Source organism: Bradyrhizobium sp. NAS96.2 (assembly GCF_001908235.1).
Lineage (GTDB): Bacteria > Pseudomonadota > Alphaproteobacteria > Rhizobiales > Xanthobacteraceae > Bradyrhizobium.
In genome coordinates this window covers 1-24142 of record NZ_LGHK01000068.1, presented here as the reverse complement: position 1 = coordinate 24142, position 24142 = coordinate 1, and the positions used below count along the sequence as shown (strand labels likewise).

Here is a 24142-nt window from a genome sequence, read left to right as displayed (position 1 = left end):
AGGGCACGTCCGCTTCGGGGTCAAACTCGACAAATCTCAAGGTGAGCATGATGCGTCCGCTTTCGGGCACATCGCGACCGCTCCCGTCGGCACGGGCTCATTGATGCTCACTGCCGAGCCGTGATTCAAATCTTGAATCGAAGGGGCCGGATCATGCGCTGCGGAATCTCCGACGAGGGATGACCCCCCCATCAGGCCGATGCTGCCAGGCAGGCCGCGCGGCGTACCACCGGGTGAATGATCGTCGCGCCCTCAGAGCGGCATCAATCCGGGACGCCGGCCGCCTTGAGGGTTTCGCGATAGGTCGCGGACATCGCTTCCACCGGGAACGGAATCCGCGACAGGAAGCCGGAGATCGTGAACGCCGGATCGACCTTGAGCAACTCGCGCGCGATCTGGGTCGCGCGCTCGTTCTCGCCGGTCTTGACCAGCGCCACGATCAGCACGCGCAGCGCCACCGCGAAGCGGCGGTTCTGTGCCAGTGCCTTGTCGGCCCACATCACCGCCTCAGTAAAGTTCTGGTCGAGCACCGCGCAGATCGCCAGTGCCGCGGAGGCGAACCAGCCGCGTGGGTCGCGCGGGTTGAGCCGCTGCGCGCGCTCGATCATGGCACGGCCCGCTTTCTGGTTGCCGCGCATCGCCTCGACCCAGCCGCCGAGCACCAGCGCCATCGCCGAGTTCGGGTTGATCGCAAGCGAACGCTCGAACAATTCGCGCGCCGGTTCGATCTCGTCGGCCATGTTCCAGATCGCGAACGCCGCCATCCACAGCACCTGCGGATCACCGGGCGTGAGCTCCACCGCGCGCCAGGCCTGCGCGACCGCACGCTCCAGGTAGGAGTCATCAGGTTTCAGCCAGCCCTGGACATGGCGCATCGCGTGGCAATAGGCCGATGCAGCAAGCGCCGGCGCGTAATTCGGATCGAGCGTCAACGCCTGGTCGAGGCAGTCGAGCGCGGCTTCCATGCTCTCGGGCGTGAACTCGTAGCGCAGACTGTAGGCGCGCAGCAGCAGATCGTAGGCGTCGAGCTTGTCGGGCGGCGCTGCGCGCACCCGCTCGGCCTCTGCGACCAGCATCGTCGGCTCGATCGCGCCGACCACATTCTCGGTGATGCGGTCCTGCAGGTCGAACACGTCGGTCGCTGCGCCGTCGAACCGGTCGGCCCACAGATGCGCGCCGTTGGTCGCGTCGATCAGCTGTCCGGTGATGCGCAGGCGGTCGCCGCCGCGGCGGACGCTGCCCTCGAGCACATAGCCGACGCCGAGCTCGCGCCCGACCTGGCGGATATCGACCGCCTTGCCCTTGTAGGTGAAGGCGGAGTTGCGCGCGATTACGGTGAGGCGGCTGCAACGTGCCAGCGCGGTGGTGATGTCCTCGGCGATCCCGTCGGCGAAGTAGTCCTGCTCGGGATCGCCGCTCATATTGGTGAAGGGCAGCACCGCGATCGACGGGCCCTCGCTCGGCCGCGGCGGGGTGGCGTTATCGGCAACCGGACGAGCGGGTACGGTGTCCTCCCTGACATCGCCGACGAAGCGGAGGCCTTTGCGGGGCAGGGTGCGGATCAGCAGCTGCTGCTCGCCATTGTCGCCGATCGCGGTCCGCGCGGCGTTGACCCGGCTGCTCAGCGTCGCCTCCGAGACGATCCGGCCGTGCCAGACGGCGGCCAGCACCTCGTCGCGGCTGACGACGCGGTCGCGGGCGCGGATCAGGAATTCGAGGAGGTCGAAGACCTGCGGCTCGACGGCCACCAGGGCGTCGCCGCGGCGCAGCTCCCGGCGCTCGGAGTCGAGGGTCAAGTCGTTGAAATGGTAGGTCAAATCGAAGAGTCCGGCGGCCGGCGGCTGAGTCCGCGGCGGAACCTAGCACAGGCGGGGCGGAGCCAAAATCACGACGGTCTGAAGGACAAATCCACGCCCTCTCAAAGCGGACGGGGTCGGTCTCTGCAATATTGATTTCGACACCAGAGTTAAGGAGATCGCCATGTCCCAATCGATCAATCAGCACCGCCGCCGCTTCCTCGGCATCGCCGGCGGGATCCTCGCCGCTTCCAGGCTCGGCTTCATTGGATCGGCTCACGCTCAATCCAAGGCGGCGCTGCCCGTGGTCAAGGCTGGTGGCCACACCACGATCGGTCCGGTCAAGCAGATCAATGCCGGCGTGCTCGATACCGGATATGTCGAAATGGGACCGGCCTCGGGTCCCGCCGTCATCCTGCTGCACGGCTGGCCCTATGACATCCACAGCTATGCCGACGTCGCGCCGGCGCTGGCGGAGGCCGGTTATCGTGTGATCGTGCCGCATCTGCGCGGCTACGGCACCACGCGTTTCCTTTCCAGCGACACCAAGCGCAGCGGCCAGCCGGTTGCGGTCGCCGCCGATATCATTGCCTTGATGGATGCGCTGAAGATCGAGAAGGCCGTGCTCGGCGGCTATGATTGGGGCGCGCGCACCGCCAACATCATGGCGGTGCTCTGGCCGGAGCGCTGCAAGGCGATGGTGTCGGTCAGCGGCTACCTGATCGGCAGCCAGGCGGCCGGCAAGGTGCCGCTGCCGCCGAAGGCCGAACTGCAATGGTGGTACCAGTTCTATTTCGCGACCGAGCGCGGCCGCGAGGGCTATGCCAAGAATCGGCACGACTTCAACAAGCTGATCTGGCAGCTCGCCTCGCCGCAGTGGAAGTTCGACGACGCCACCTACGGCCGCAGCGCGGCCGCGTTCGAGAACCCCGACCATGTCGATATCGTGATCCACAATTACCGCTGGCGGCTCGGTCTCGCCGAAGGCGAGGCGAAGTACGACGCGTTCGAGAAGACGCTGGCGCAGGCGCCCGTGATTGCGATCCCGACCATCACGATGGAGGGCGACGCCAATGGCGCGCCGCATCCGGAGCCGGCGGCCTATGCCAAGAAGTTTTCCGGGCATTATGAGCATCGCCAGCTGACCGGCGGCATCGGCCATAATCTGCCGCAGGAAGCGCCGCAGGCGTTCGTCCAGGCCATCATCGACGTCAGCAAGGTCTAGCGCGTTTTCGAGCGAAGTGGATACCGGTTCGCGTGAAGAAAACGCGTCAAAGAAGAATCGAGAGCGGACTACCGATCATGAATCAAGTTTTGAAATGGGCAGCTGCCGCGATTGCGGCAGCCTGCATCAGCGCCTCATTGCCGTTTGCCGTCGGGCGTGCCGATGACAATGCACTGGCATCGCCGATCTTCGGCGTGACAATTCCGGGCGGCTATCGCGACTGGAAGCTGATCGCGGTCGGCGAGGAGACCGGGCTCGACGAACTGCGCAGCGTGCTCGGCAACGCGACCGCCGTGAAAGCCTATCAAGACGGCGCCGCGCGCTTCCCCGACGGCACCGTGCTGGTCAAGCTCGCCTGGAAGCGCAAGCCGGTTGCAGGCCTCAACGGCGCCTTCATCACGGGACCGGCGACCACGGTCCAGGTCATGGTCAAGGACAGCGCCAAATATGCCGCGACCGGCGGCTGGGGCTTTGGCCGCTTCATCGACGGCAAGCCGGTCGATGCCGCCCAGCACGAGACGTGTTTCGCCTGCCACGAGGCCCACGCCAGCGATCACGATTTCGTCTTCACGCACTACGCGCGCTGAACGCCGGCAATATCGGTGTGGAGACCTGATAGCTCCGATCTGGCGCTGTGATGGCAGCAGGGCTAGTTTCCCCGCTGCAATCGCATGCGGGGAACGGCTTTGACCATCACCATCTACGGCATCAAGAACTGCGACACCATGAAGAAGGCGCGCAGCTGGCTCGACGATCACGGCGTCGCCTACGACTTCCACGACTACAAGACCGCCGGGATCGCCAAGGACAAGCTCAAGCAGTGGAGCGAGGAGGTCGGCTGGGAGACGCTGCTCAACCGCGCCGGCACCACCTTCAAGAAGCTGCCCGATGCCGACAAGGAAGGCTTGAACGAGCGCAAGGCGCTGGCGCTGATGGCCGAGCAGCCGTCGATGATCAAGCGCCCGGTGCTCGATCTCGGACCGAAGCGCGTCGTCGGCTTCAAGCCGGACATCTATGCCAAGGAAGTGCCGGCCAAGGCGCGCAAGAAGGGCTGACGCGTTCGGCGCGAGCTAGGGCGTACTCATAAGCGCCAGCGGTCCGATGTCCGCTGCGCAGAATAAGCTGATATCGCGATCCCCGTTGAAATCGGTCGAAAATGACCCATAGCGGCTGCTTGATTTAAAGACCAGTTGGTCTATATTTCTTTGATGAGCAACCGAACCTCTGTGCCGTTGCCCCGCGGTCGCCCGCGGAGTTTCGATGAGGACGCTGCCGTCGAACGGGCGATGGGCGTGTTCTGGTCGCGCGGCTATCATGCCACGGCGCTGCCAGACCTTCTTCGTGCGACGAAGCTCTCGCGTGGCAGCCTTTACGCTGCTTTCGGCGACAAGCATTCGCTCTTCCTGCGCGCGCTCGATCGTTACATCGATGACGCCGTGACACGGTTGAATATCGAGCTTGACCCTCGCAAGGACCCGGTAGATGGCCTGCGGGCCTACCTTGCTGGATATGTTCACCGCACGAGCGGTGCTCATGGTCGACGCGGATGTCTGGTGATCGCAACAGCCATGGAACTGGCCGGGCGTGACGCTGACGTTAATCGTCGCATCGCGAGCTTCTTCAAAGTCATGGAGGCGCGGGTGGCGGATGCGCTTTCCCGTGCGAAGGCAGCGGGCAAGTTAGCCGATGGTGTCGACCCTGCAAATGCTGCCCGCATTCTCGTCTGTTTCGTTGAGGGGCTGCGAGTCATCAGCAAAACGGCGTCCACGGGAGCCATAACGCACGCCGCCGCCGACGCTCTGCTCGATCGTTTCATCAGGTAACCAAGTCCAGGGCCGGTTCTCACAATCGGCTCGCCGATATCTGGACCGATCGGTCGTTAAAGGAGAATACGATGTCTGCGATCCAGATGGTTTGCGCGGTGGCCGTTCCCTTGCTCTGGGGTTATCAGTTCGTGATCATCAAAATGGGCATTACGGAGTTTCCGCCGTTCTTTTTCCTGGCGCTGCGTTTCTTGGCCACTGCGCTTCTGCTTATTCCATTGGTCAAAAAGCCCACGCGTGAACAGTTGCGTCCTATCGCAGCTATCTCGTTTTTTCTCGGTGGGTTGAACTTCGGGCTCTTCTACGTGGGTCTTGGGCTCGGCTCGGGAAGCATGACGGCTGTTGCATATTTACTCTCCACGCCCTTCACGGTCCTGTTGGCCTGGCCGTTGCTGGCGGAGAGGCCGTCTCTCACCACTCTCTTCGGGGTGGTGCTTGCATTCGCCGGCGTCTTTGTGTTGAGAGCTGAGCCCGGCCTGTCGGCAAACGGGTTGCCACTGCTGCTGGTGGTCGGAGCTGCTTTCGCATTCGCGGTATCCAACGTCCTGACGAAACGCTACGGTCCTTTTGACCCCTTGATGTTGATGGGGTGGTCGTCGCTGTTCACGGTGCCGCAGGTAATGTTGATGTCGTTGCTCCTTGAATATGGACAACTGGCGAGCCTCGTTGCTGCGGATGAACGTGGCTGGCTGGCACTCGCCTACACAATTTTCATCGGAGGAATTGTCGGATTTGGCCTTTGGTTCTGGCTGATCGCTCGCTGCTCTATGGGGCGCGTCGCCCCCTTCGGTCTGCTCCTGCCGGTGTTCGCCTTGATGTCGAGCGCACTGTTCCTTGGCGAGCCGATGACTCCGAAGTTGATTGTTGGTGCGCTGCTGGCGATCTCCGGTGTTGCCTTGACACAGTTTAGACCGACCGCTCGAACGGTTTGAACGCGAAGGTTGCGTCGTGGTGAATTTCCGCTCCTGGGCCCAAAGCCGACATGCGGCGGTCACCCGGCGATGTCCGGCTTTAGGGGGTAGAGCCGACATGGCAGATATATAAGTGCGCGCCCTAGATCAGCTCGACCGGATCCTGGCTCGCCGGGTGATCGGCCGGGACGAACCTGCGATCGATCACCGCGCGGACGGTGACAGCCGGGACGGCCCTGGCCTTCACGCCCATCAGATTATGCAGCCGGAAGCCGCCCTCGATGCTGATCGCCTTGTAGGAGCCGACGATGTGCTCGACGGCATCGCCGCGTCCGAACGGCAGCAGCAGCCGCTCATAGGACACGTCCTTGCCGTCGGCGTCGGTGACCTCCGCGACCGTGTAGGTCGGACGCTTGCGCACGAGGCAGGCGCGATACGACAGGATGACGCCGGCGTAGCGCTCCGGGCCGATCGCTTCATCGAGGTAACGGTTGGTGCGCAGCCGCGGGTCGACATGCTCGTTGCCGTAAGCCGTGGTCAGCCGCGCGCCTTCCTGCGTGATCAGGAAGCGCGCATCTTCGCCGCTGCCTTCGACGTCAAAGCCCATCATGTCGGCGCGCTCGTCGGCGCTGCCTTCGGTGTGGAAATCGCACAGCAGAGGAAGCGCGCCAGGCGTGCGCAGCGCGCGCAGCCAGGCGTTCAGCAGCACCCGCTGCGTGATCGATTTGACCACCGATGGATCGGCACTCTGGAACGGCATCGGCTAGCCGAAGTGCGGGATGGTTTGGCCGCGGGCATAAAGCCGCAGCCACGTGTTCAGGACATCACGGCGCCGGATCGATTTGACGACCGAGGAATTGGCGTTTTCGAAATGCAAGGCTCTAGCCGTTCATCATGCAATGGTCGGGAGTTTCGGCGAGAGGCGGAAATATTCTATGAAAGGGAATGTCCGGAGCAAAACAGCCTTAATGGCGACTTTCCGAGGCGCAAAGCGCGTTCAAATACCATTCGACTAAGGATCAACCGGAACCGGTCGTTCCGATACTGCACCGCACAGCTTTCCACCTTGCGTAACCGCCGCAGATGACGGCATATTCCGGCCCGGAGGCGACAGGCCCCCGGACGGTTTCCAAGACGTACGGACAACCTGTCGAACATGAAAAAAGCTGGCCACGCGGGCGAGGGGCTTCGCGGCGATGGCGTATGGGGGAATCTATTTGGCCGATGAGTTCATCCTCGAAACCAGCGGATTGACCAAGGAATTCGCGGGTTTCTTCGCCGTTCGCGACGTCGCGCTCAAGGTGCGTCGCGGCAGTATCCATGCGTTGATCGGCCCGAACGGCGCCGGCAAGACCACCTGTTTCAATCTGCTGACCAAATTCCTGAAGCCGACCGGCGGGCAGATTCGCTACAAGGGCCAGGACATCACCGCGATGCCGCCGGCCGACGTGGCGCGGCTCGGGCTGGTCCGCTCGTTCCAGATTTCGGCGGTATTTCCGCATCTGACCGCGCTCGAGAACGTTCGCGTCGCGTTGCAGCGCCAGCACGGTTCGTCATTCGATTTCTGGCGTTCGAAAAGCGTGCTCGACCGCTTCAATCCGCGCGCCCATGAACTTCTCAACGACGTCGGCTTGAGCGAATTCGCCAACACGCCGGCGGTCGAGATGCCCTACGGCCGCAAGCGCGCACTTGAAATTGCAACGACGCTCGCGCTCGACCCCGAAATGATGCTGCTCGACGAACCGATGGCCGGCATGGGCCACGAGGACATCGACAAGATCGCGGCCCTGATCAAGCGAATCTCGGCCAAATACACCATCCTGATGGTCGAACATAACCTCTCGGTGGTGGCCAACCTCTCCGACATCATCACCGTGCTGACGCGCGGGCAGGTGCTGGCGGAGGGCAATTACGCCGACCTCTCCAAGGACGAGCGCGTGAAGGAAGCCTATCTGGGAGCGGGTCATGGCTGAGGCAAAACTGGCGGAGAGGCCCGTGGCTGCGGCCGGCGCCGAGGTGTTGACGGTCAACGATCTGCAGGCCTGGTACGGCGAATCGCACATCCTTCACGGCATCAATTTCAACGTGAAGGCCGGCGAGGTGGTGACGCTGCTCGGCCGCAACGGCGCCGGCAAGACCACGACGCTGAAGTCGATCATGGGCGTGATCGGCAAGCGCTCCGGCTCGATCCGTTTCGACAACAAGGAGATCATCCGCGCCACCTCTGACCGCATCGCGCGGCTCGGCATCGCATTCTGTCCCGAGGAGCGCGGCATCTTCTCCAGTCTCGACGTGCGCGAGAACCTGATGCTGCCGCCGGTGGTGCGTCCGGGCGGCCTGCCGCTCGACCAGATCTTCACGCTGTTTCCGAACCTGAAGGAACGTCTCACCAGCCAGGGCACCAAGCTCTCGGGCGGCGAGCAGCAGATGCTGGCGATTGCGCGTATCCTGCGCACCGGCGCGCGCTTCTTGATGCTGGACGAGCCGACCGAAGGCCTGGCGCCGGTCATCATTCAGCAGATCGGGCACACCATTGCGCGCCTGAAGTCGCAGGGCTTCACGATCCTGTTGGTCGAGCAGAATTTCCGTTTCGCCTCGACCGTTGCCGACCGCTACTACATCGTCGAGCACGGCAAGGTGATCGACGGTTTCGCCAATTCGGAGCTGTCGGCCAACATGGACAAGCTTCATACCTATCTCGGCGTCTGATTTCGCCCGAGCCAGAAAATTTAAGAACTGAGGGAATACCCATGAAGAACACGATTTCTGCGCTTCTGCTCGGCACCGCGATCGCGCTCAGCGTCGCGAGCATTGCCTCCGCCGACGACAAGGTCGTCAAGATCGGCGTGTTGTCGGATCAGTCCGGCCTCTACGCGGACCTCGCCGGTCCCGGCTCGACGCTGGCGGCCCAGATGGCGATCGAGGATTCCGGCCTCAAGGCCAAGGGCTGGACCATCGACCTGATTTCCGGCGATCACCAGAACAAGCCCGATATCGGCACCACCATCGCCCGCCAGTGGTTCGACGTCGACAAGGTCGACACCGTCGTCGACGTGCCGAATTCCGGCGTCGCGCTCGCGGTCAACAACGTCGTCAAGGAGAAGAACGGCGTCTACATCAATTCGGGCGCCGCGACCTCGGACCTCACCAACGCGCAGTGCTCGCCGAACACCGTGCACTGGACCTACGACACCTACATGCTCGCGCACGCCACCGGCCAGGCGCTGGTGAAGGCGGGCGGAGACACCTGGTTCTTCCTGACCGCGGACTACGCGTTCGGCGCGGCGCTGGAGCGTGATACCACCGCGGTTGTCACCGCCAATGGCGGCAAGGTGGTCGGCGGCGTCAAGCATCCGCTCAACACCGCCGACTTCTCCTCGTTCCTGCTGCAGGCGCAGGCCTCCAAGGCCAAGATCATTGGGCTCGCCAATGCCGGCGGCGACACCACCAACTCGATCAAGCAGGCGGCCGAGTTCGGCATCGTGAAGGGCGGCCAGAAGCTCGCCGCGCTGCTGCTGTTCCTCACCGACGTCAAGGCGATCGGCCTCGAGACCGCGCAGGGCCTCAACTTCACCGAGACCTTCTACTGGGACCTCAACGACAACACCCGGGCGTTCTCGAAGCGGTTCTCGGCGCGGATGAAGAACAGCGCGCCCCCGACCATGGTGCAGGCCGGCGTCTATGCGGGGCTGATGCATTACTTCAAGGCGCTGGAAGCGCTCGGCGGCAATCCGCATGACGGCGCCAAGGTGGTCGCGAAGATGAAGACGATCCCGACCGACGATCCGCTGTTCGGCAAGGGCGAGATCGAGGCCAACGGCCGCGTCACCCACGACGCCTATCTGTTCGAGGTGAAGAAGCCCTCGGAGTCCAAGGGACCGTGGGACTTCTACAAGCTGGTCGGCACCGTGCCGGGCAGCCAGGCCTTCACGCCGCTCGACAAGAGCACCTGCGCGCTTCTGAAGAAGTGACGATCATGCCCGCCGGCCGCGCGCGTGGCCGGCGGGCTTCATCTATCTAGCGAAAGCTCATTCGATGCAGGCTCTCTACGCACAGCTTCTGGTGGGACTGATCAACGGCTCGTTCTACGCGCTGCTCAGTCTGGGGCTCGCCGTCATCTTCGGCATGCTCAACATCATCAATTTCGCGCATGGCGCGCTCTACATGATGGGCGCCTTCGTGGCGTATTTCCTGCTCAATCTGGGCGGCATCAACTACTGGTGGGCGCTGATCATCGCGCCCGTCGTGGTCGGCATCTTCGGCATGATCCTCGAACGGACCATGCTGCAATGGCTGGCCGGGCTCGACCATCTCTACGGACTGCTGCTGACCTTCGGCATCGCGCTGATCGTCCAGGGCGTGTTTCAAAACTATTTCGGCTCGTCCGGCCTGCCTTACTCGATCCCGGATCAGCTCAAGGGCGGCGTCAACCTCGGTTTCATGTTCTTACCCGTCTATCGCGGCTGGGTCGTGGTGTTCTCGCTGGTGGTGTGCCTTGCCACCTGGTTCCTGATCGAGAAGACGCAGCTCGGCGCTTACTTGCGCGCCGCCACCGAGAATCCGACGCTGGTACGCGCCTTCGGCATCAACGTGCCGCGGATGATCACGCTGACCTACGGGCTCGGCGTCGGCCTTGCCGCGCTCGCCGGCGTGCTGTCGGCGCCGATCAACCAGGTCCGCCCGCTGATGGGCGCCGATCTCATCATCGTGGTGTTCGCGGTGGTCGTGATCGGCGGCATGGGCTCGATCATGGGCTCGATCATCACCGGCTTCGCGCTCGGCGTGATCGAGGGACTGACCAAGTATTTTTATCCCGAAGCCTCCAACACCGTGGTGTTTGTCCTGATGGTGGTGGTGTTGCTGGTGAAGCCAACGGGACTGACGGGACGGGCGGCCTGATATGTCAGCATTGACCGACGATACACTTCCGATGACGCCGCGCGCGATGCGCGACGAGATGATCGTATTCGCCGTGATGGCGGCGCTGCTGGCGATCGTGCCGTTCACGGGAATCTATCCCTTCTTCGTGATGCAGGCGCTGTGCTTTGCGCTGCTTGCCTGCGCCTTCAACCTCCTGATCGGCTATGGCGGGCTGCTGTCGTTCGGCCACGCGATGTTCCTCGGCACCGCCGGCTACGTCTCGGCGCATGCGCTGAAGGTGTGGGGGCTGCCGCCGGAGCTCGGCATCGTGGTCGGCACCGCGGCGGCGGCCTTGCTCGGCCTCGCAACCGGCTACATCTCGATCAAACGGCAGGGCATCTACTTCTCGATGATCACGCTGGCGCTGTCGCAGCTGCTCTACTTCCTCTATCTGCAGGCGCCGTTCACCCACGGCGAGGACGGCATCCAGGGCATCCCGCAGGGCCATCTGCTCGGGATCTTCGACCTGTCGAAGCCGATGGTGCTGTATTACGTGGTGCTGGTCGGCTTCCTCGCCGGCTTCCTCTTGATCTACCGCACCATCAACTCGCCGTTCGGCGAGGTGCTGAAGTCGATCCGCGAGAACGAGCCGCGCGCGATCTCGCTCGGCTACAAGACCGACCAGTACAAGCTGCTCGCCTTCATCCTGTCGGGCACGCTGGCGGGCTTTGCCGGCTCGCTGAAGGTGTTCGTGGCGCAGAACGCCTCGCTCACCGACGTGCATTGGTCGATGTCCGGCGAAATCGTGCTGATGACGCTGGTCGGCGGCCTCGGCACCATCTTCGGCCCGGTGGTCGGCGCATTCGTGATCATCGCCATGCAGCAATATCTCGCCGGTTTCGGCCAGTGGGTGACGGTGATCCAGGGCGTGATCTTCGTGTCCTGCGTGCTGCTGTTCCGGCGCGGCCTGGTGGGTGAGCTGGCTCACCTGCTGCGGCGGTCGCTGTAGGGCAGGGCCCTTTTCGGCCGACATAGCGGTGGACGATCGCCCGTTCGGGCGGTCGTTCCGGGTATTTTCCCCGCCAGATGCTCTATGACAGTTCTGTGACAGTCGCTAAAAGGGCTGTCCCGGAATGATGGAACTGAGACATGCTGCGCTGGTTTCGCGCCTTTCTGCCCAAGGAAGAGCGATTTTTCGACCTGTTCGCCCGCCACGCCCAGACCTCCGTGCAGTGCGCGAAGGCTTTGCAGGACATGCTGAGGGGCGGCGAGGAGACCCCGGTCTTCTGCCAGCGCGTCAATCAGTTCGAGAACGACGCCGATAGCGTCACCCGTGAGGTCCTGACCGCGGTTCGCCGCACCTTCATCACTCCGTTCGACCGCGGCGACATCAAGAACCTGATCACGTCGATGGACGATGCGGTCGACCAGATGCAGGCGACCGCGAAGGCGGTGATGCTGTTCGAGGTGCGCGAATTCGAGCCGCCGATGCGCGAGATGGGCGCCCTGATCGTCGAATGCGCCAATCTGGTCGGCCGCGCGCTGCCTCTGCTGCAGGTGATCGGCCAGAACGTCTCGATGCTGACGCAGATCACCGAGGAGTTGACCAAGCTCGAGGGCCGGGTCGACGATCTCCAGGACATCGGGCTCAAGGAGCTGTTCCTGAAGCATCGCGATGCCAACACGATGGACTTCATCGTCGGCGCGGAGATCTACGATCACCTTGAGAAGGTGGCCGACCGTTTCGACGACGTCGCCAACGAGATCAATTCGATCGTGATCGAGCAAGTGTAAAGCGGGGCGAATACGTGGACGCCACGCTGGGTCTTCCGGTCCTGACCATCCTGATCGCGGTCGCGCTGCTGTTCGACTTCCTGAACGGCCTGCACGACGCCGCGAACTCGATCGCGACCATCGTCTCGACCCGCGTGCTGCGGCCGCAATACGCGGTGTTCTGGGCGGCCTTTTTCAACTTCGTCGCCTTCGCGGTGTTCGGCCTGCATGTCGCCAACACGATCGGCACCGGGATCATCGATCCTTCCGTGGTGGACGCGACCGTGATCTTCGCCGCGCTGGTCGGCGCGATCGTCTGGAACGTGATCACCTGGGCGCTGGGCATTCCGTCATCGAGCTCGCACGCGCTGATCGGCGGCCTGGTCGGCGCCGGCATGGCGAAGGCGGGCATTTCGGCGGCGGTGTGGAGCGGGCTCACCAAGACCTTGCTCGCCATCGTGCTGTCGCCGCTGGTCGGCTTCCTCTTGGCGCTGGTGCTGGTCGCGATCGTGTCCTGGCTCTCGGTGCGCTCGACGCCGTTCGCGGTCGATCGCGCCTTCCGCATCCTGCAATTCGCCTCGGCCTCGCTCTATTCGCTCGGTCACGGCGGCAACGACGCGCAGAAGACCATGGGCATCATCGGCGTGCTGCTCTACTCGCAGGGCCATCTCGGCGACACCTTCGAGATCCCGTTCTGGGTCGTGCTGGCCTGCCAGAGCGCGATGGCGCTGGGCACGCTGATGGGGGGCTGGCGGATCGTCCGCACCATGGGGCTGCGGATCACCAAGCTGACGCCGATGCAGGGCTTCTGCGCCGAGACCGGCGGCGCCGTGACGCTGTTCTTGGCGACCTATCTCGGGGTTCCCGTGTCGACCACCCATACCATCACCGGCGCCATCGTCGGCGTCGGTGCCGCGCGGCGGCTCTCCGCCGTGCGCTGGAATGTGGCTAGCTCGATCGTCTATGCCTGGGTGATCACGATCCCGGCGTCGGCTGCGGTCGCCGCCGCGACCTATTGGGTCGTGCAGGTCTTGAAGTGATTAGCCGACGAGCTTGAGCCCGACGATGCCGGACACGATCAGCCCGATGCTGGCAAGCCGCGTCGCGGTCGCGGGTTCGCCGAGCAGGATGATGCCGAGCGCCGCGGTGCCGACCGCGCCGATCCCGGTCCAGACCGCGTAGGCGGTTCCAATCGGCAGTGTCTTGAGCGCGATGCCGAGCAGGATGATGCTGCCGGCCATCGCGGCGAGCGTCAGCACCGACGGCACCAGCCGCGAGAAGCCCTCGGTGTATTTCAGCCCGATCGCCCAGCCGATCTCGAGCAGGCCAGCGGTGAACAGAATGGCCCAAGCCATCACGAACCCTCCAGATATGGCAGGGTCGTCCCCGCAGGTGGTATGGTGAGAAGAAGGTCGTCCCTCGCGTCCCCATATGGGGGTGGTGCGACCACGCCGCATTGCGACAAAACGCCCTTGATTGCGCCCGTTTTCCCTGCCAAATGCCCCGCCATGTCCGACATCTCAGTTTCAGCCGAATCGCCGTCCCGCTCGCCGCTTTCCGAGGAAGTGGCGCGCCGGCGCACCTTTGCGATCATCTCGCACCCGGACGCCGGCAAGACCACGCTGACGGAAAAGCTGCTGCTGTTCGGCGGCGCCATCAACCTCGCGGGCCAGGTCAAGGCCAAGGGCGAACGGCGCAACACGCGCTCGGACTGGATGAAGATCGAGCGCGAGCGCGGCATCTCGGTCGTCACCTCGGTGATGACCTTCGAGTTCAACGAGCTCGTGTTCAACCTTCTGGACACGCCGGGCCACGAGGACTTTTCGGAAGACACCTATCGCACGCTGACCGCGGTCGACTCCGCCGTCATGGTGATCGACGCCGCCAAGGGCATCGAGGCCCGCACGCGAAAACTGTTCGAGGTGTGCCGGCTGCGCGACATCCCGATCATCACCTTCATCAACAAGATGGACCGCGAGAGCCGCGACACCTTCGAGCTCCTCGATGAGATCGAGAAGACGCTGGCGCTCGACACCACGCCGATGACCTGGCCGGTCGGCCGCGGCCGCGACTTCCTAGGCACCTATGACGTCGTCAATGGCGGCGTGCGGCTGCTCGAGGGCGGCGGCGCCAAGACCGGCGCCACCGAGCAGATCGACATCGCCGATCTCGGCAAGCGCAACCCCAATCTCGACGTCGCCGAGGTCAAGGATGAGCTCGCGCTGGCCTCGGAAGCCTGCAAGCCGTTCGAGCTCGCGGCGTTCCGCGAGGGCCATCTGACGCCGGTCTATTTCGGCAGCGCGCTACGCAATTTCGGCGTCGGCGACCTGCTGGAGGGTCTCGGCAAGTTCGCGCCGGCGCCGCGCGCGCAGGATTCCGATCTGCGCAAGGTCGAGGCGGCCGAACCGCGCATGAGCGCGTTCGTGTTCAAGATCCAGGCCAACATGGATCCCAACCACCGCGACCGCATCGCCTTCGCCCGGCTGTGCTCGGGCAAGCTCAGCCGCGGCATGAAGGCCAAGCTGGTGCGCACCGGCAAGAACATGAGCCTGTCGAGCCCGCAATTCTTCTTCGCCCAGGATCGCTCGGTGGCGGACGAGGCGTTCGCCGGCGACGTCGTCGGCATTCCCAATCACGGCACTTTGCGGATCGGCGACACCCTGACCGAGGGCGAGGATCTGACTTTCGTCGGTGTGCCGAGCTTTGCGCCTGAAATCGTCCGCCGCGTTCGCCTCACCGATGCGATGAAGGCCAAGAAGCTGAAGGAAGCCTTGCAGCAGATGTCGGAGGAGGGCGTCGTACAGGTGTTCCGCCCGCGCGACGGCGCACCGGCGCTGGTCGGCGTGGTCGGCCCGCTGCAGCTCGACGTGCTGAAGGCGCGGCTCGACGCGGAATACTCGCTGCCGGTCGAGTTCGAGATCTCCGAGTTCTCGCTGGCGCGCTGGATCTCGTCCGATGACCGCAAGAAGCTCGACGCCTTCGTCGCAGCCAACAATTCCGGCATCGCCGACGACGTCGACGGCGATCCGGTGTTCATGGCCAAGAACGAGTTCTATCTCGGCTACACCCGCGAGCGCGCCGAGGGTATCACCTTCTCCAACGTCAAGGACGTGAAGAAGAAGGCGTAGTGCCGCTTGCTCCGGTGTCGTCCCCCGGCTTGACCGGGGGACCCAGTACGCCGCGGCCTCTCCGTGACTCACAACCGCCTCTGGAATACTGGATCGCCCGGTCAAGCCGGGCGATGACAGTTGTGGTTGGCGCGAGCGCGACGACGAGAAGAAGCGGTGTAGTGCCGCATCCTCGGTGTCGTCCCCCGGCTTGACCGGGGGACCCAGTACGCCGCGGCCTATCGGTAAATCACGGCTGTCTCTGGAATACTGGATCGCCGGTCGAGTCGGGCGATGACAGCGAGGTTGTAGCGAGAAAAGCGCGAGGACGTGAACCGGCCCCGCTTGCTCCGGTCCGGCCGCGGTACCATTTTCCCCGGAAGCGTATTCCGGGTCCAACCGCATGCTCCGACGCGTTGCCATCTGCCTCGCTTTTGCCGTGCTGGCCCTTGCTTTTGCGGGCACGGCTGGCGCGCGGCAGCGGCACCAGACGAATCCGGTGCCGTTCGCTCACACGCCCTGCAGCGTGCTCGACAACGGGCCTTGCATCCCTTCCTACTGCAGCGTGCTCAATCACGGGCCGTGCCTGCCCGAGATGGATTATCCGTACGGCGAAAATCTCCAGCTCACGATCCTGACCGTGCCGCCGCAAGACCAGGCCGAGAAGTACCGCAAGCCGGATCATGATCTCGATACCATCGGCGATCTCTTCGCCGCGCTGCGTTCCTGCTGGGCGCCGCCGCCGCCCGATGACGCACGGGAGGGCATGCAGATGTCGGTGCGATTCAGCTTCAAACGATCAGGCGAGATGATCGGTGCCCCGCGCCTGACGTTTTCGACGCGCGGAATCCCGGCGGACACCCGCACCACCTACCTCAACGCGATCAACGCTTCGCTCGATGCCTGCCTGCCGCTGAAATTCACCGGCGGGCTGGGCGGCGCGCTCGCCGGCCGCCCGATCATGATCCGCTATGTCGACAACCGCGAGCTGGCCAAGCCGGCCGGTAATCCATGATCCGTCACCTGGCGTGACGGATTGCGTCCCGCCCGGCGAAGATGTTACGCGAAGGCATTAATCAATCAGGGGAGGAACATCGTGGGACTGCTCGTCATGATCCTGGGTCTCATGCTGTTCCTCGGCATCCACGTGCTGACCAGCCTGCGCGACCTGCGCGGTAGCATCGTCAATGCGATGGGCGAGGGCGCCTACAAGGGCGTCTATTCGCTGGTGTCGTTCGCAGGGCTCGGTCTGATCATCTGGGGCTTCGGCCACTACCGCGCGACCGGATGGATCGACGTCTGGACGCCGCCGACCGCATTCAAGCACATCACGGTGGCCTTGATGCTGCCCGCCGTCATCCTGGTCGTCGCCTCCTATATCCGCGGCCGCATCTACACCACGCTGAAGCATCCGATGTTGGCGGGCGTGAAGCTGTGGGCGTTCGCGCATCTGCTCGCCAATGGCGACCTCGGCTCAATCATCCTGTTCGGCTCGTTCCTGGCTTGGGCGGTCTATGACCGCATCTCGCTGAAGCGCCGCAGTGATGCCGGCGCGCCGCCGATCCCGGTGGGCGGCCCGACCAACGACCTGATCGCAATCGCGGTCGGTGTCATCGTCTATCTGGCGCTTGCGTTTGCGTTCCACCCGGTCGTGATCGGCGTGCCTGTCATGGGAGCCTGACTATGTCTGTTCAATCCGCCATCAAGCGCAAGACCGCGCCCGATCTGCGCGCCCGCAAGAACGGCGAGCCGATCGTGATGCTGACCTCGTATCACGCGCACACCGCCGCGCTGGTCGACCGTCACTGCGACGCCATCCTGGTCGGCGATTCCCTCGGCAACGTGATGCACGGGTTCGAGACCACGGTGCCGGTTACGCTCGACATGATGATCCTGCAGGGCCGCGCTGTGATGCGCGGCTCGCAGGCCGCGCTCGTCGTGGTCGACATGCCGTTCGGCTCCTATGAAGGCTCGAAGGAGCAGGCGTTCCAGTCCGCGGTGCGGATCATGAAGGAAACGCTGTGCGGCGCGGTCAAGCTCGAGGGCGGCGCGCGGATGGCGGAGACGGTCGCGTTCCTGTCGGAGCGCGGCATTCCGGTGATGGGCCATATCGGCCTGACGCCGCAGTCGATCAACACGCTCGGCTCGTTCCGTGCGCAGGGCCGCGAGGAGGAGAACTGGGCGCCGATCGAGAACGACGCCAGGGCGATCGCGGAAGCGGGCGCGTTCTCGATCGTGGTCGAGGCCGTCGCCGAGCCCTTGGCGCGCAAGATCACGCAGTCGATCGCCGTGCCGACGATCGGCATCGGCGCAAGTGCGGCTTGCGACGGCCAGGTGCTGGTGCTGGAAGACATGCTCGGCCTGTCGCCGCGCGCGCCGAAATTCGTCCGCCGTTATGGCAATCTCGGCCCCGCGATCGAGGAAGCCGTCGCGGGCTATGCGCGCGACGTGAAGAGCCGCGCCTTCCCGGGGCCGGAGCATGTCTACGGAATGAAGAAGAGCTGACGAGGCTGATATGGACTGGTCGCAACACGCGCTGCCGCCGATGCGGCTCGAGCCCAGGTTCGGTGACCGCGTCGTGCCGGCTTTCGCTGAGCGGCCAGCCAGCCTGTGGGCGATGATCGCGGACGCAGTTGTGCAGAATGGCGACGGCGAGGCGCTGATCTGCGGCGCGACGCGCCTCTCCTGGCGCGAGGTCGCCGAGCAATCGGCGAAGGTCGCGGCAGGCTTCGCCAGGCTTGGCCTTGCGCCGGGCGACCGCGTCGCGATCCTGCTCGGCAACCGCACCGAATTCGTGCTGACGATGTTCGCCGCCGCCCATGCCGGGCTGGTGACCGTGCTGCTCTCGACGCGTCAGCAGAAGCCCGAGATCGCCTATGTGCTGAACGATTGCGGCGCCAAGTGTCTGGTTCACGAGGCCGCGCTTGCCGACCGCATCCCCGCCGCCGCGGATATTCCCGGCCTCGCGCATCGCGTCGCAGTCAGCGACGACAGCGCCTCGCAATTCGCTCGTCTGCGCGACAATGCTCCGGCCCAGGCGCCGGCGGAGGTGAGGGAAGAGGACACCGCGATGATCCTCTACACCTCGGGCACGACGGGCAAGCCAAAGGGCGCGATGCTCGCCCATTGCAACATCATCCATTCCTCGATGGTGTTCGCATCCTGTCTCAAGCTGACGAAAGCCGATCGCTCGATCGCCGCGGTGCCGCTCGCGCATGTCACCGGCGCGGTCGCCAACGTCACCACCATCGCCCGCTGCGCCGGCGCGCTGATCATCATGCCGGAGTTCAAGGCGTCGGAGTATCTGAAGGTCGCGGCGCGCGAGCGCGTCAGCTACACGGTGATGGTGCCGGCGATGTACAATCTCTGCCTGATGCAGCCGGATTTCGACAGCTACGATCTGTCGAGCTGGCGCATCGGCGGTTTCGGCGGCGCGCCGATGCCGGTTGCGACCATCGAAAAGCTCGACGCCAAGATCCCTGGACTGAAGCTCGCCAATTGCTACGGCGCGACCGAGACCACGTCGCCCTCGACCTTGATGCCGGGCGAACTCACGGCAGCCCATATCGACAGCGTCGGCCTGCCGTGTCCCGGCGCCGAGATCGTCGTGATGGGCGCCGACGGCCGCGAGGTGCCGCGCGACGAGATCGGCGAACTCTGGATCCGCAGCGCCTCCGTCATCAAGGGTTACTGGAACAATCCGAAGGCAACCGCCGAGAGCTTCACCGCCGGGTTCTGGCATTCCGGCGATCTCGGCTCGATCGATGCCGACAACTTCGTCCGCGTGTTCGATCGCCAGAAGGACATGATCAACCGCGGCGGCCTGAAGATCTATTCTGCCGAGGTCGAGTCGGTGTTGGCGGGCCATCCGGCCGTGGTCGAGAGCGCGATCATCGCAAAACCGTGCCCGGTGCTCGGCGAACGCGTGCACGCCGTGATCGTGACCCGCACCGACGTCAATGCGGATAGCCTGCGCGCCTGGTGCGCCGAGCGGCTGTCGGACTACAAGGTGCCGGAGACGATGGCGCTGACATCAGACCCGCTGCCGCGCAACGCCAATGGCAAAGTGATCAAGCGCCAGCTCAGGGAGGGCCTGACTGCGGCAGGGGCGTGAACCGGGGCCAACGTAGGTCCGCTTGCTCGGTGTACCTCTCCCGCTTGCGGGGGAGGTCGCATCGCAGATGCGATGCGGGTGGGGGCTCTCTCCCCACGGAGGCTCTCTCACTGATCCGACTCGCGGAGACACCCCCCACCCCAACCGTCCCCCGCAAGCGGGAGAGGGAGCCCACGCAGTCCCGCCGTGGCCACGACAAACTTCGCCGGTTAACACTTTGATCCGCCTCGCTTTGCCTTGCCTCCGCCACACCGTTAGGGTAACGCCGCCGCGGTGTGGGGATCGGGTAGGGGCCAGGCTCCACCGAGATTCGCGGTCCCGAGGGGATGGGATAGCTTTAAGTGTCTGAATTATTTGACGAAGTAGACGAGGAAGTCCGTCGCGATCAGCTCAAGAAGCTGTGGGACAAGTACTCGATCTTTATCATCGCGCTGGCGGTCCTGGTGGTCGCCGGCGTCGGTGGCTGGCGCGGCTACCAATATCTCGAGGCCAAGAAGGCCGCCGAGGCCGGTGCGGCGTTCGACCGCGCCGTCGAGCTGTCGGACCAGAGCAAGCACGCCGAGGCCGAGGCCGCCTTTGCCGATTTGATCACCAAGGCGCCGTCCGGGTACCGCAATCTGGCGCGGCTGCGCATGGCCGCCGAGGTTGCGACCCGCGATCAGCCGGCCGCCGCGAAGCTCTACGACGAGATCGCAGCCGACCGCAGCGTCGGCGGTCCCGAGCAGGACCTGGCGCGGATCCGCGCCGCGCAGATCGTGATGGACACCACGACCTATCCGAACATGCTGCAACGGCTCGAGGCGATGGCAACGTCGAAGGATTCGACCTTCCGCCATTCCGCGCGCGAGTTGCTGGCGCTGTCGGCGTGGCACGCCAACGATGCCACCGCCGCGCGCAAGTGGCTCGACCAGATTGCCAATGACGGCGAGACGCCGCCGAGCATGCGCTCGCGCGCCGAAGCGCTGCAGGCCCTGTTGCCGCCGGTCGCGAAAAGCTGATCCGGCGCGAAACCCGAGTTTGAGTGAGAGATCGACCATGCGCCGCTCGCAACGCCTGATCGCAGCCGCAGTTCTGACCGCGCTTTGCAGCGCGCTGGCAGGCTGCGGCGGTGGCGGCATGGCCAATTTCGACCCCAGCGATTTGCTCGACTTCCTCGACACCAAGAAGAAGCTGGCCGGCGACCGCAAGCCGGTCTTCCCCGAAGGCGTGCCCGGCCTCGAGCAGGGCGTGCCGAAGGAGTTGTACAAGGGCTCGCAGCAGGAGCAGCTCGACCAGCAGAACGCCGCAGCGGCCGCCGCCGCCCAGCCGGCTCCGCCGCCGGAGCCGCCGAAGGGCGCCAAGAAGCATAGCAAGCGCACCGCGCCGGCCGCAGATCAGGCGGCCGCCCCCGACGCCGCAACCGAGGAGGGCGCGCCGCCGCGGTGCCGCCGGATCCGAAGCCGAAGAAGATCGTTCGCCGCCGCACCACGGCGCCGCCGGCCGACGACCAGCAGGCGCAGCCTGCGGCACCGGCCCAGCAGCAGACCCAGACCACGCAACAATCCGGCGGCGCGTTCCCCGCGCCGCTACCGAGCGGCGGATTTAGCCGCTAGGGCATGATCCGGAAAAGTGCGAAGCGGTTTTCCGAAAAGATCATGCTAAAACAAGAATCTAGAGCGCGATGACGGTTCAACCCAATCTCGTCGCGCGCTAGGCTCCTGCTTCAATTCATTGACGCGCGCCGCGCCGCGGCGCCGGGATCATCCATGTCTTTTACCATCGCCATTATCGGCCGGCCCAATGTCGGAAAGTCGACGCTGTTCAACCGCCTGGTCGGCCAGAAGCTCGCGCTGGTCGATGACGAGCCCGGCGTCACGCGCGACCGCCGCGAGGGGCAGGCCAAGCTCTACGATCTCGACTTCACCATCATCGACACCGCGGGGCTCGACGAGGGCGCCAAGGGCTCGCTGACGGCGCGGATGCAGGAGCAGACCGAAACCGCGATCGAGCTCGCCGACGCCCTGATGTTCATGATCGACGCCCGCGTCGGCCTGACGCCGACCGACCGCGCCTTCGCCGACTTCGCCCGCAAGGCCAACAAGCCGGTGGTGCTGATCGCCAACAAGGCCGAGGGCAAGCATGGCGAGATCGGCGCGATGGAATCCTACGCGCTCGGGCTCGGCGATCCCGTGCAGATCTCGGCCGAGCATGGCGAGGGCATGGGCGATCTGCACGAGGCGCTGAGCGCGCTGGTGCCCGAGGTGCCAGAGGAAGACGACGAGATCGAGGACGACGAGGACATCTCGGAGGAGGAGGCCGCGCAGCGCCCGATCCGCGTTGCCATCGTCGGCCGGCCCAATGCCGGCAAGTCGACGCTGATCAATCATCTGCTCGGCGAGGAGCGGCTGCTGACCAGCCCCGAGGCCGGCACCACGCGCGATTCCATCGCGGTCGAGATCACCTGGCAGGGCCGCGAGTTCCGGGTGTTCGACACCGCCGGCCTGCGCCGCCGCTCGCGGATCGAGGAGAAGCTGGAAAAGCTCTCGGTCGCCGACGCGCTGCGCGCGGTGCGCTTCGCCGAGGTCGTCGTGATGATGATGGACGCGCAGAACAAGTTCGAGGAGCAGGACCTGCGCATCGCCGACCTGATCGAGCGCGAGGGCCGCGCCATCGTGCTCGCGGTCAACAAATGGGACCTCGTCGAGCGCAAGCCCAACCAGATCTCGCAATTGCGCACCGACGCCGACCACTGGCTGCCGCAGGTCAAGGGCGCGCCGATCGTCGCCGTCTCCGGGCTGATGGGCGAGGGCATCGACCGCCTGATGATTGCGATCCAGGAGGCCTACGCGGTCTGGAACCGGCGCCTGCCGACCTCGGCGCTCAATCGCTGGTTCGAGCAGGCGATCCAGGCCAACCCGCCGCCGGCGGTCTCGGGGCGCCGGCTGAAGCTGAACTACATCACGCAGGTGAAGGCGCGCCCGCCGAGCTTCGTGCTGTTCTGCTCGCGTGCCGATGCGATCCCGCGATCCTATCTGCGCTACCTCATCAACTCGCTGCGCGAGACCTTCGATCTGCCGGGCACGCCCATTCGTATTACGCTAAGAGAAAAGGCCAATCCGTTCGCGCACAAGCGCAAGCGGCCGTCGTGACTGAAGAGGCGGGGACTAACGCTACCGCGCCATCGGCGCGCAGCGGCGCGGTGGTCTTCATCTTCATCACGCTGCTGCTCGACATGCTCGCGCTCGGGATCATCATCCCGATCCTGCCCAAGCTGATCGAAGGCTTCGTCAACAACGACACCGCCAATGCGGCGCGCATCTTCGGCGTGTTCGGCTCGATCTGGGCATTGATGCAGTTTGTCTGCTCGCCGATATCAGGCGCGTTGTCCGATCGCTTCGGCCGCCGGCCGGTGGTGCTGCTGTCGAATTTCGGCCTCGCCGCCGACTATGTGCTGATGGCGCTGGCGCCGAACCTGAACTGGCTGTTCATCGGGCGGGCGATCTCGGGCATCACCTCGTCGAGCATCTCGACCGTGTTCGCTTACATCGCCGACGTCACCGCGCCGGAGCAGCGCGCCGCGATGTTCGGCAAGATCGGCGTCGCGTTCGGGGCGGGCTTCATCATGGGGCCGGCGCTCGGCGGCCTGCTCGGCGAGATCGATCCGCGGCTGCCGTTCTGGGCGGCGGCGGGGCTGAGCTTCGTCAACGGACTCTATGGCCTGTTGATCCTCCCGGAATCGCTGCCGGTGGAGCGGCGCGCGCCGTTCAAATGGAAGAGCGCCAATCCGATCGGCGCGCTGCGTTTCCTGCTTTCGAACCGGACGCTGGCCGGCCTGTCGCTGGCGACGTTCTTCGGCCAGCTCGCGCATGTCGTGCTGCCGTCGGTGTTCGTGCTCTACGCCACCTATCGCTACGGCTGGGACACCGGCACTGTCGGCGCCACGCTGGCGCTGGTCGGCCTCTGCGGCATGGTCGTGCAGGGCGCGGCGATCGGCCCGATCGTGCAGCGTCTCGGCGAGCGCAACGCGCTGTTCCTCGGCCTCGTCTGCGGCGCATTGGGCTTCGTGATCTTCGGCGCGGCGCCGACTGGCCAGCTGTTCTGGATCGGCATTCCCGTGATGGCGCTGTGGGGCATCTCGGGCGCCGCGACCCAGGCGCTGACGACGCAACTCGTCGCTGCCGACCAGCAGGGCCAGTTGCAGGGCGCGACCTCGAGCGTGCAGAGCATGTCGGAATTGATCGGCCCGTTCCTGTTCACGCTGACATTCGCCTATTTCATCGGCGACAACGCGCCGCTCAAGATGCCCGGCGCGCCGTTCTATCTGGCTGGCGCGCTGCTGCTGCTCGCACTCGCGATCGCCGCGCGGGCGATGGCGGCGAAGACGACGGCTTCGTAACTGCGCGGGCTGAGCCGGGCGTATTCACAGATCCAGGGGTCGCAACGTCTGCCGTTCTAAAGCGGGATGAAGTTAGCTTGAATCGATTTGGGATTCCCAAATCAGGTCGTTTTTGATTCACCATGCTGGCTGGGCGGAGGCCAGCATGGATGGGCAAG

General features: G+C 64.8%; 23 protein-coding genes and 1 pseudogene. 21 read left to right on the top strand and 3 right to left on the bottom strand.

The annotated features are described in order from the left end of the window. Positions 1 to 263 precede the first annotated feature (263 nt). Positions 264 to 1817, bottom strand: coding sequence for a winged helix-turn-helix domain-containing protein (locus tag AC628_RS15825; protein WP_074127714.1), 1554 nt, complete (start codon positions 1815 to 1817; stop codon positions 264 to 266). A 163-nt stretch (positions 1818 to 1980) separates the two neighbouring features. Between AC628_RS15825 and AC628_RS15820 the strand changes: the two genes are divergently transcribed. The 5 genes from AC628_RS15820 to AC628_RS15800 all read left to right on the top strand — a co-directional run bounded on the left by AC628_RS15820 (position 1981) and on the right by AC628_RS15800 (position 5776). Continuing rightward, positions 1981 to 3021 carry an alpha/beta fold hydrolase gene (locus tag AC628_RS15820; protein WP_074127713.1) on the top strand — a complete coding sequence of 347 codons (1041 nt, stop codon included), beginning with the start codon at positions 1981 to 1983 and terminating at the stop codon, positions 3019 to 3021. A 77-nt stretch (positions 3022 to 3098) separates the two neighbouring features. Further along, positions 3099 to 3608, top strand: coding sequence for a cytochrome P460 family protein (locus AC628_RS15815; RefSeq protein ID WP_074127712.1), 510 nt, complete (start codon positions 3099 to 3101; stop codon positions 3606 to 3608). Positions 3609 to 3707: 99 nt separating this feature from the next. Continuing rightward, positions 3708 to 4076, top strand: coding sequence for an ArsC family reductase (locus AC628_RS15810; RefSeq protein ID WP_143201626.1), 369 nt, complete (start codon positions 3708 to 3710; stop codon positions 4074 to 4076). Between the two features lie 231 nt (positions 4077 to 4307). Next, the gene (locus AC628_RS15805; protein ID WP_502689738.1) at positions 4308 to 4844 is read left to right on the top strand and encodes a TetR/AcrR family transcriptional regulator; all 537 of its coding nucleotides are present in this window, start codon (positions 4308 to 4310) and stop codon (positions 4842 to 4844) included. A gap of 71 nt (positions 4845 to 4915) precedes the next feature. Next, positions 4916 to 5776 (top strand): DMT family transporter, encoded by an 861-nt coding sequence (locus AC628_RS15800; RefSeq protein ID WP_074127709.1) that lies wholly within the window; start codon positions 4916 to 4918, stop codon positions 5774 to 5776. Positions 5777 to 5897: 121 nt separating this feature from the next. On the opposite strand, the gene AC628_RS15795 is transcribed toward AC628_RS15800, so the two are convergent. Next, positions 5898 to 6515: a hypothetical protein gene (locus AC628_RS15795; RefSeq protein WP_074127708.1), complete on the bottom strand. Its 618-nt coding sequence runs from the start codon at positions 6513 to 6515 to the stop codon at positions 5898 to 5900. A gap of 457 nt (positions 6516 to 6972) precedes the next feature. Between AC628_RS15795 and AC628_RS15790 the strand changes: the two genes are divergently transcribed. The 7 genes from AC628_RS15790 to AC628_RS15760 all read left to right on the top strand — a co-directional run bounded on the left by AC628_RS15790 (position 6973) and on the right by AC628_RS15760 (position 13428). Then, positions 6973 to 7728 (top strand): ABC transporter ATP-binding protein, encoded by a 756-nt coding sequence (locus AC628_RS15790; protein WP_050419084.1) that lies wholly within the window; start codon positions 6973 to 6975, stop codon positions 7726 to 7728. Beyond that, the gene (locus AC628_RS15785; protein ID WP_074127707.1) at positions 7721 to 8464 is read left to right on the top strand and encodes an ABC transporter ATP-binding protein; all 744 of its coding nucleotides are present in this window, start codon (positions 7721 to 7723) and stop codon (positions 8462 to 8464) included. The genes AC628_RS15790 and AC628_RS15785 overlap by 8 nt, the downstream gene beginning before the upstream one ends. A gap of 41 nt (positions 8465 to 8505) precedes the next feature. Further along, positions 8506 to 9726: an ABC transporter substrate-binding protein gene (locus AC628_RS15780; RefSeq protein ID WP_074127706.1), complete on the top strand. Its 1221-nt coding sequence runs from the start codon at positions 8506 to 8508 to the stop codon at positions 9724 to 9726. Between the two features lie 64 nt (positions 9727 to 9790). Next, on the top strand, positions 9791 to 10654 hold the full coding sequence (locus tag AC628_RS15775) for a branched-chain amino acid ABC transporter permease (protein ID WP_074127705.1): 864 nt from the start codon (positions 9791 to 9793) through the stop codon (positions 10652 to 10654). 1 nt (position 10655) lies between these two features. Beyond that, positions 10656 to 11624: a branched-chain amino acid ABC transporter permease gene (locus tag AC628_RS15770; protein WP_074127704.1), complete on the top strand. Its 969-nt coding sequence runs from the start codon at positions 10656 to 10658 to the stop codon at positions 11622 to 11624. A 140-nt stretch (positions 11625 to 11764) separates the two neighbouring features. Further along, positions 11765 to 12409 (top strand): DUF47 domain-containing protein, encoded by a 645-nt coding sequence (locus tag AC628_RS15765; RefSeq protein ID WP_074127703.1) that lies wholly within the window; start codon positions 11765 to 11767, stop codon positions 12407 to 12409. A 14-nt stretch (positions 12410 to 12423) separates the two neighbouring features. Then, the gene (locus AC628_RS15760) at positions 12424 to 13428 is read left to right on the top strand and encodes an inorganic phosphate transporter (protein ID WP_074127702.1); all 1005 of its coding nucleotides are present in this window, start codon (positions 12424 to 12426) and stop codon (positions 13426 to 13428) included. On the opposite strand, the gene sugE is transcribed toward AC628_RS15760, so the two are convergent. Beyond that, the gene (gene sugE / locus AC628_RS15755; RefSeq protein ID WP_074127701.1) at positions 13429 to 13743 is read right to left on the bottom strand and encodes a quaternary ammonium compound efflux SMR transporter SugE; all 315 of its coding nucleotides are present in this window, start codon (positions 13741 to 13743) and stop codon (positions 13429 to 13431) included. It lies immediately after the preceding gene. 153 nt (positions 13744 to 13896) lie between these two features. On the opposite strand from sugE, the gene AC628_RS15750 reads away from it, so the two are divergent. The 9 genes and pseudogenes from AC628_RS15750 to AC628_RS15710 all read left to right on the top strand — a co-directional run bounded on the left by AC628_RS15750 (position 13897) and on the right by AC628_RS15710 (position 23984). Next, positions 13897 to 15516: a peptide chain release factor 3 gene (locus tag AC628_RS15750; protein WP_074127700.1), complete on the top strand. Its 1620-nt coding sequence runs from the start codon at positions 13897 to 13899 to the stop codon at positions 15514 to 15516. Between the two features lie 382 nt (positions 15517 to 15898). Beyond that, on the top strand, positions 15899 to 16510 hold the full coding sequence (locus AC628_RS15745; protein WP_074127699.1) for a UCP034077 family protein: 612 nt from the start codon (positions 15899 to 15901) through the stop codon (positions 16508 to 16510). 81 nt (positions 16511 to 16591) lie between these two features. Next, positions 16592 to 17176 (top strand): NnrU family protein, encoded by a 585-nt coding sequence (locus AC628_RS15740; RefSeq protein WP_074127698.1) that lies wholly within the window; start codon positions 16592 to 16594, stop codon positions 17174 to 17176. Between the two features lie 2 nt (positions 17177 to 17178). Continuing rightward, positions 17179 to 18000 (top strand): 3-methyl-2-oxobutanoate hydroxymethyltransferase, encoded by an 822-nt coding sequence (gene panB / locus AC628_RS15735; RefSeq protein ID WP_074127697.1) that lies wholly within the window; start codon positions 17179 to 17181, stop codon positions 17998 to 18000. Between the two features lie 10 nt (positions 18001 to 18010). Continuing rightward, positions 18011 to 19609, top strand: a complete 1599-nt coding sequence (locus AC628_RS15730) for a class I adenylate-forming enzyme family protein (RefSeq protein WP_074127696.1) — start codon at positions 18011 to 18013, stop codon at positions 19607 to 19609. Positions 19610 to 19950: 341 nt separating this feature from the next. After that, positions 19951 to 20607, top strand: a complete 657-nt coding sequence (locus tag AC628_RS15725; protein WP_074127695.1) for a tetratricopeptide repeat protein — start codon at positions 19951 to 19953, stop codon at positions 20605 to 20607. A gap of 37 nt (positions 20608 to 20644) precedes the next feature. Next, positions 20645 to 21201: pseudogene (locus tag AC628_RS15720) on the top strand (hypothetical protein). Between the two features lie 153 nt (positions 21202 to 21354). After that, positions 21355 to 22737 carry a ribosome biogenesis GTPase Der gene (gene der, locus AC628_RS15715; RefSeq protein WP_074127694.1) on the top strand — a complete coding sequence of 461 codons (1383 nt, stop codon included), beginning with the start codon at positions 21355 to 21357 and terminating at the stop codon, positions 22735 to 22737. Then, entirely contained in the window at positions 22734 to 23984 is a 1251-nt protein-coding gene (locus tag AC628_RS15710) for a TCR/Tet family MFS transporter (RefSeq protein WP_074127693.1), read from the top strand. The genes der and AC628_RS15710 overlap by 4 nt, the downstream gene beginning before the upstream one ends. The last annotated feature ends 158 nt before the right edge of the window (positions 23985 to 24142 follow it).

Bases quoted from the DNA above. Each gene is read 5' to 3' on its own strand.
- AC628_RS15820 (WP_074127713.1), top strand. From the start codon at position 1,981: ATGTCCCAATCGATCAATCAGCACCGCCGCCGCTTCCTCGGCATCGCC.
- AC628_RS15815 (WP_074127712.1), top strand. From the start codon at position 3,099: ATGAATCAAGTTTTGAAATGGGCAGCTGCCGCGATTGCGGCAGCCTGC.
- AC628_RS15805 (WP_502689738.1), top strand. From the start codon at position 4,308: ATGGGCGTGTTCTGGTCGCGCGGCTATCATGCCACGGCGCTGCCAGAC.
- AC628_RS15800 (WP_074127709.1), top strand. From the start codon at position 4,916: ATGTCTGCGATCCAGATGGTTTGCGCGGTGGCCGTTCCCTTGCTCTGG.
- AC628_RS15795 (WP_074127708.1), bottom strand. From the start codon at position 6,515: ATGCCGTTCCAGAGTGCCGATCCATCGGTGGTCAAATCGATCACGCAG.
- AC628_RS15785 (WP_074127707.1), top strand. From the start codon at position 7,721: ATGGCTGAGGCAAAACTGGCGGAGAGGCCCGTGGCTGCGGCCGGCGCC.
- AC628_RS15780 (WP_074127706.1), top strand. From the start codon at position 8,506: ATGAAGAACACGATTTCTGCGCTTCTGCTCGGCACCGCGATCGCGCTC.
- AC628_RS15775 (WP_074127705.1), top strand. From the start codon at position 9,791: ATGCAGGCTCTCTACGCACAGCTTCTGGTGGGACTGATCAACGGCTCG.
- AC628_RS15770 (WP_074127704.1), top strand. From the start codon at position 10,656: ATGTCAGCATTGACCGACGATACACTTCCGATGACGCCGCGCGCGATG.
- AC628_RS15765 (WP_074127703.1), top strand. From the start codon at position 11,765: ATGCTGCGCTGGTTTCGCGCCTTTCTGCCCAAGGAAGAGCGATTTTTC.
- sugE (WP_074127701.1), bottom strand. From the start codon at position 13,743: ATGGCTTGGGCCATTCTGTTCACCGCTGGCCTGCTCGAGATCGGCTGG.
- AC628_RS15750 (WP_074127700.1), top strand. From the start codon at position 13,897: ATGTCCGACATCTCAGTTTCAGCCGAATCGCCGTCCCGCTCGCCGCTT.
- AC628_RS15745 (WP_074127699.1), top strand. From the start codon at position 15,899: ATGCTCCGACGCGTTGCCATCTGCCTCGCTTTTGCCGTGCTGGCCCTT.
- panB (WP_074127697.1), top strand. From the start codon at position 17,179: ATGTCTGTTCAATCCGCCATCAAGCGCAAGACCGCGCCCGATCTGCGC.
- AC628_RS15730 (WP_074127696.1), top strand. From the start codon at position 18,011: ATGGACTGGTCGCAACACGCGCTGCCGCCGATGCGGCTCGAGCCCAGG.
- der (WP_074127694.1), top strand. From the start codon at position 21,355: ATGTCTTTTACCATCGCCATTATCGGCCGGCCCAATGTCGGAAAGTCG.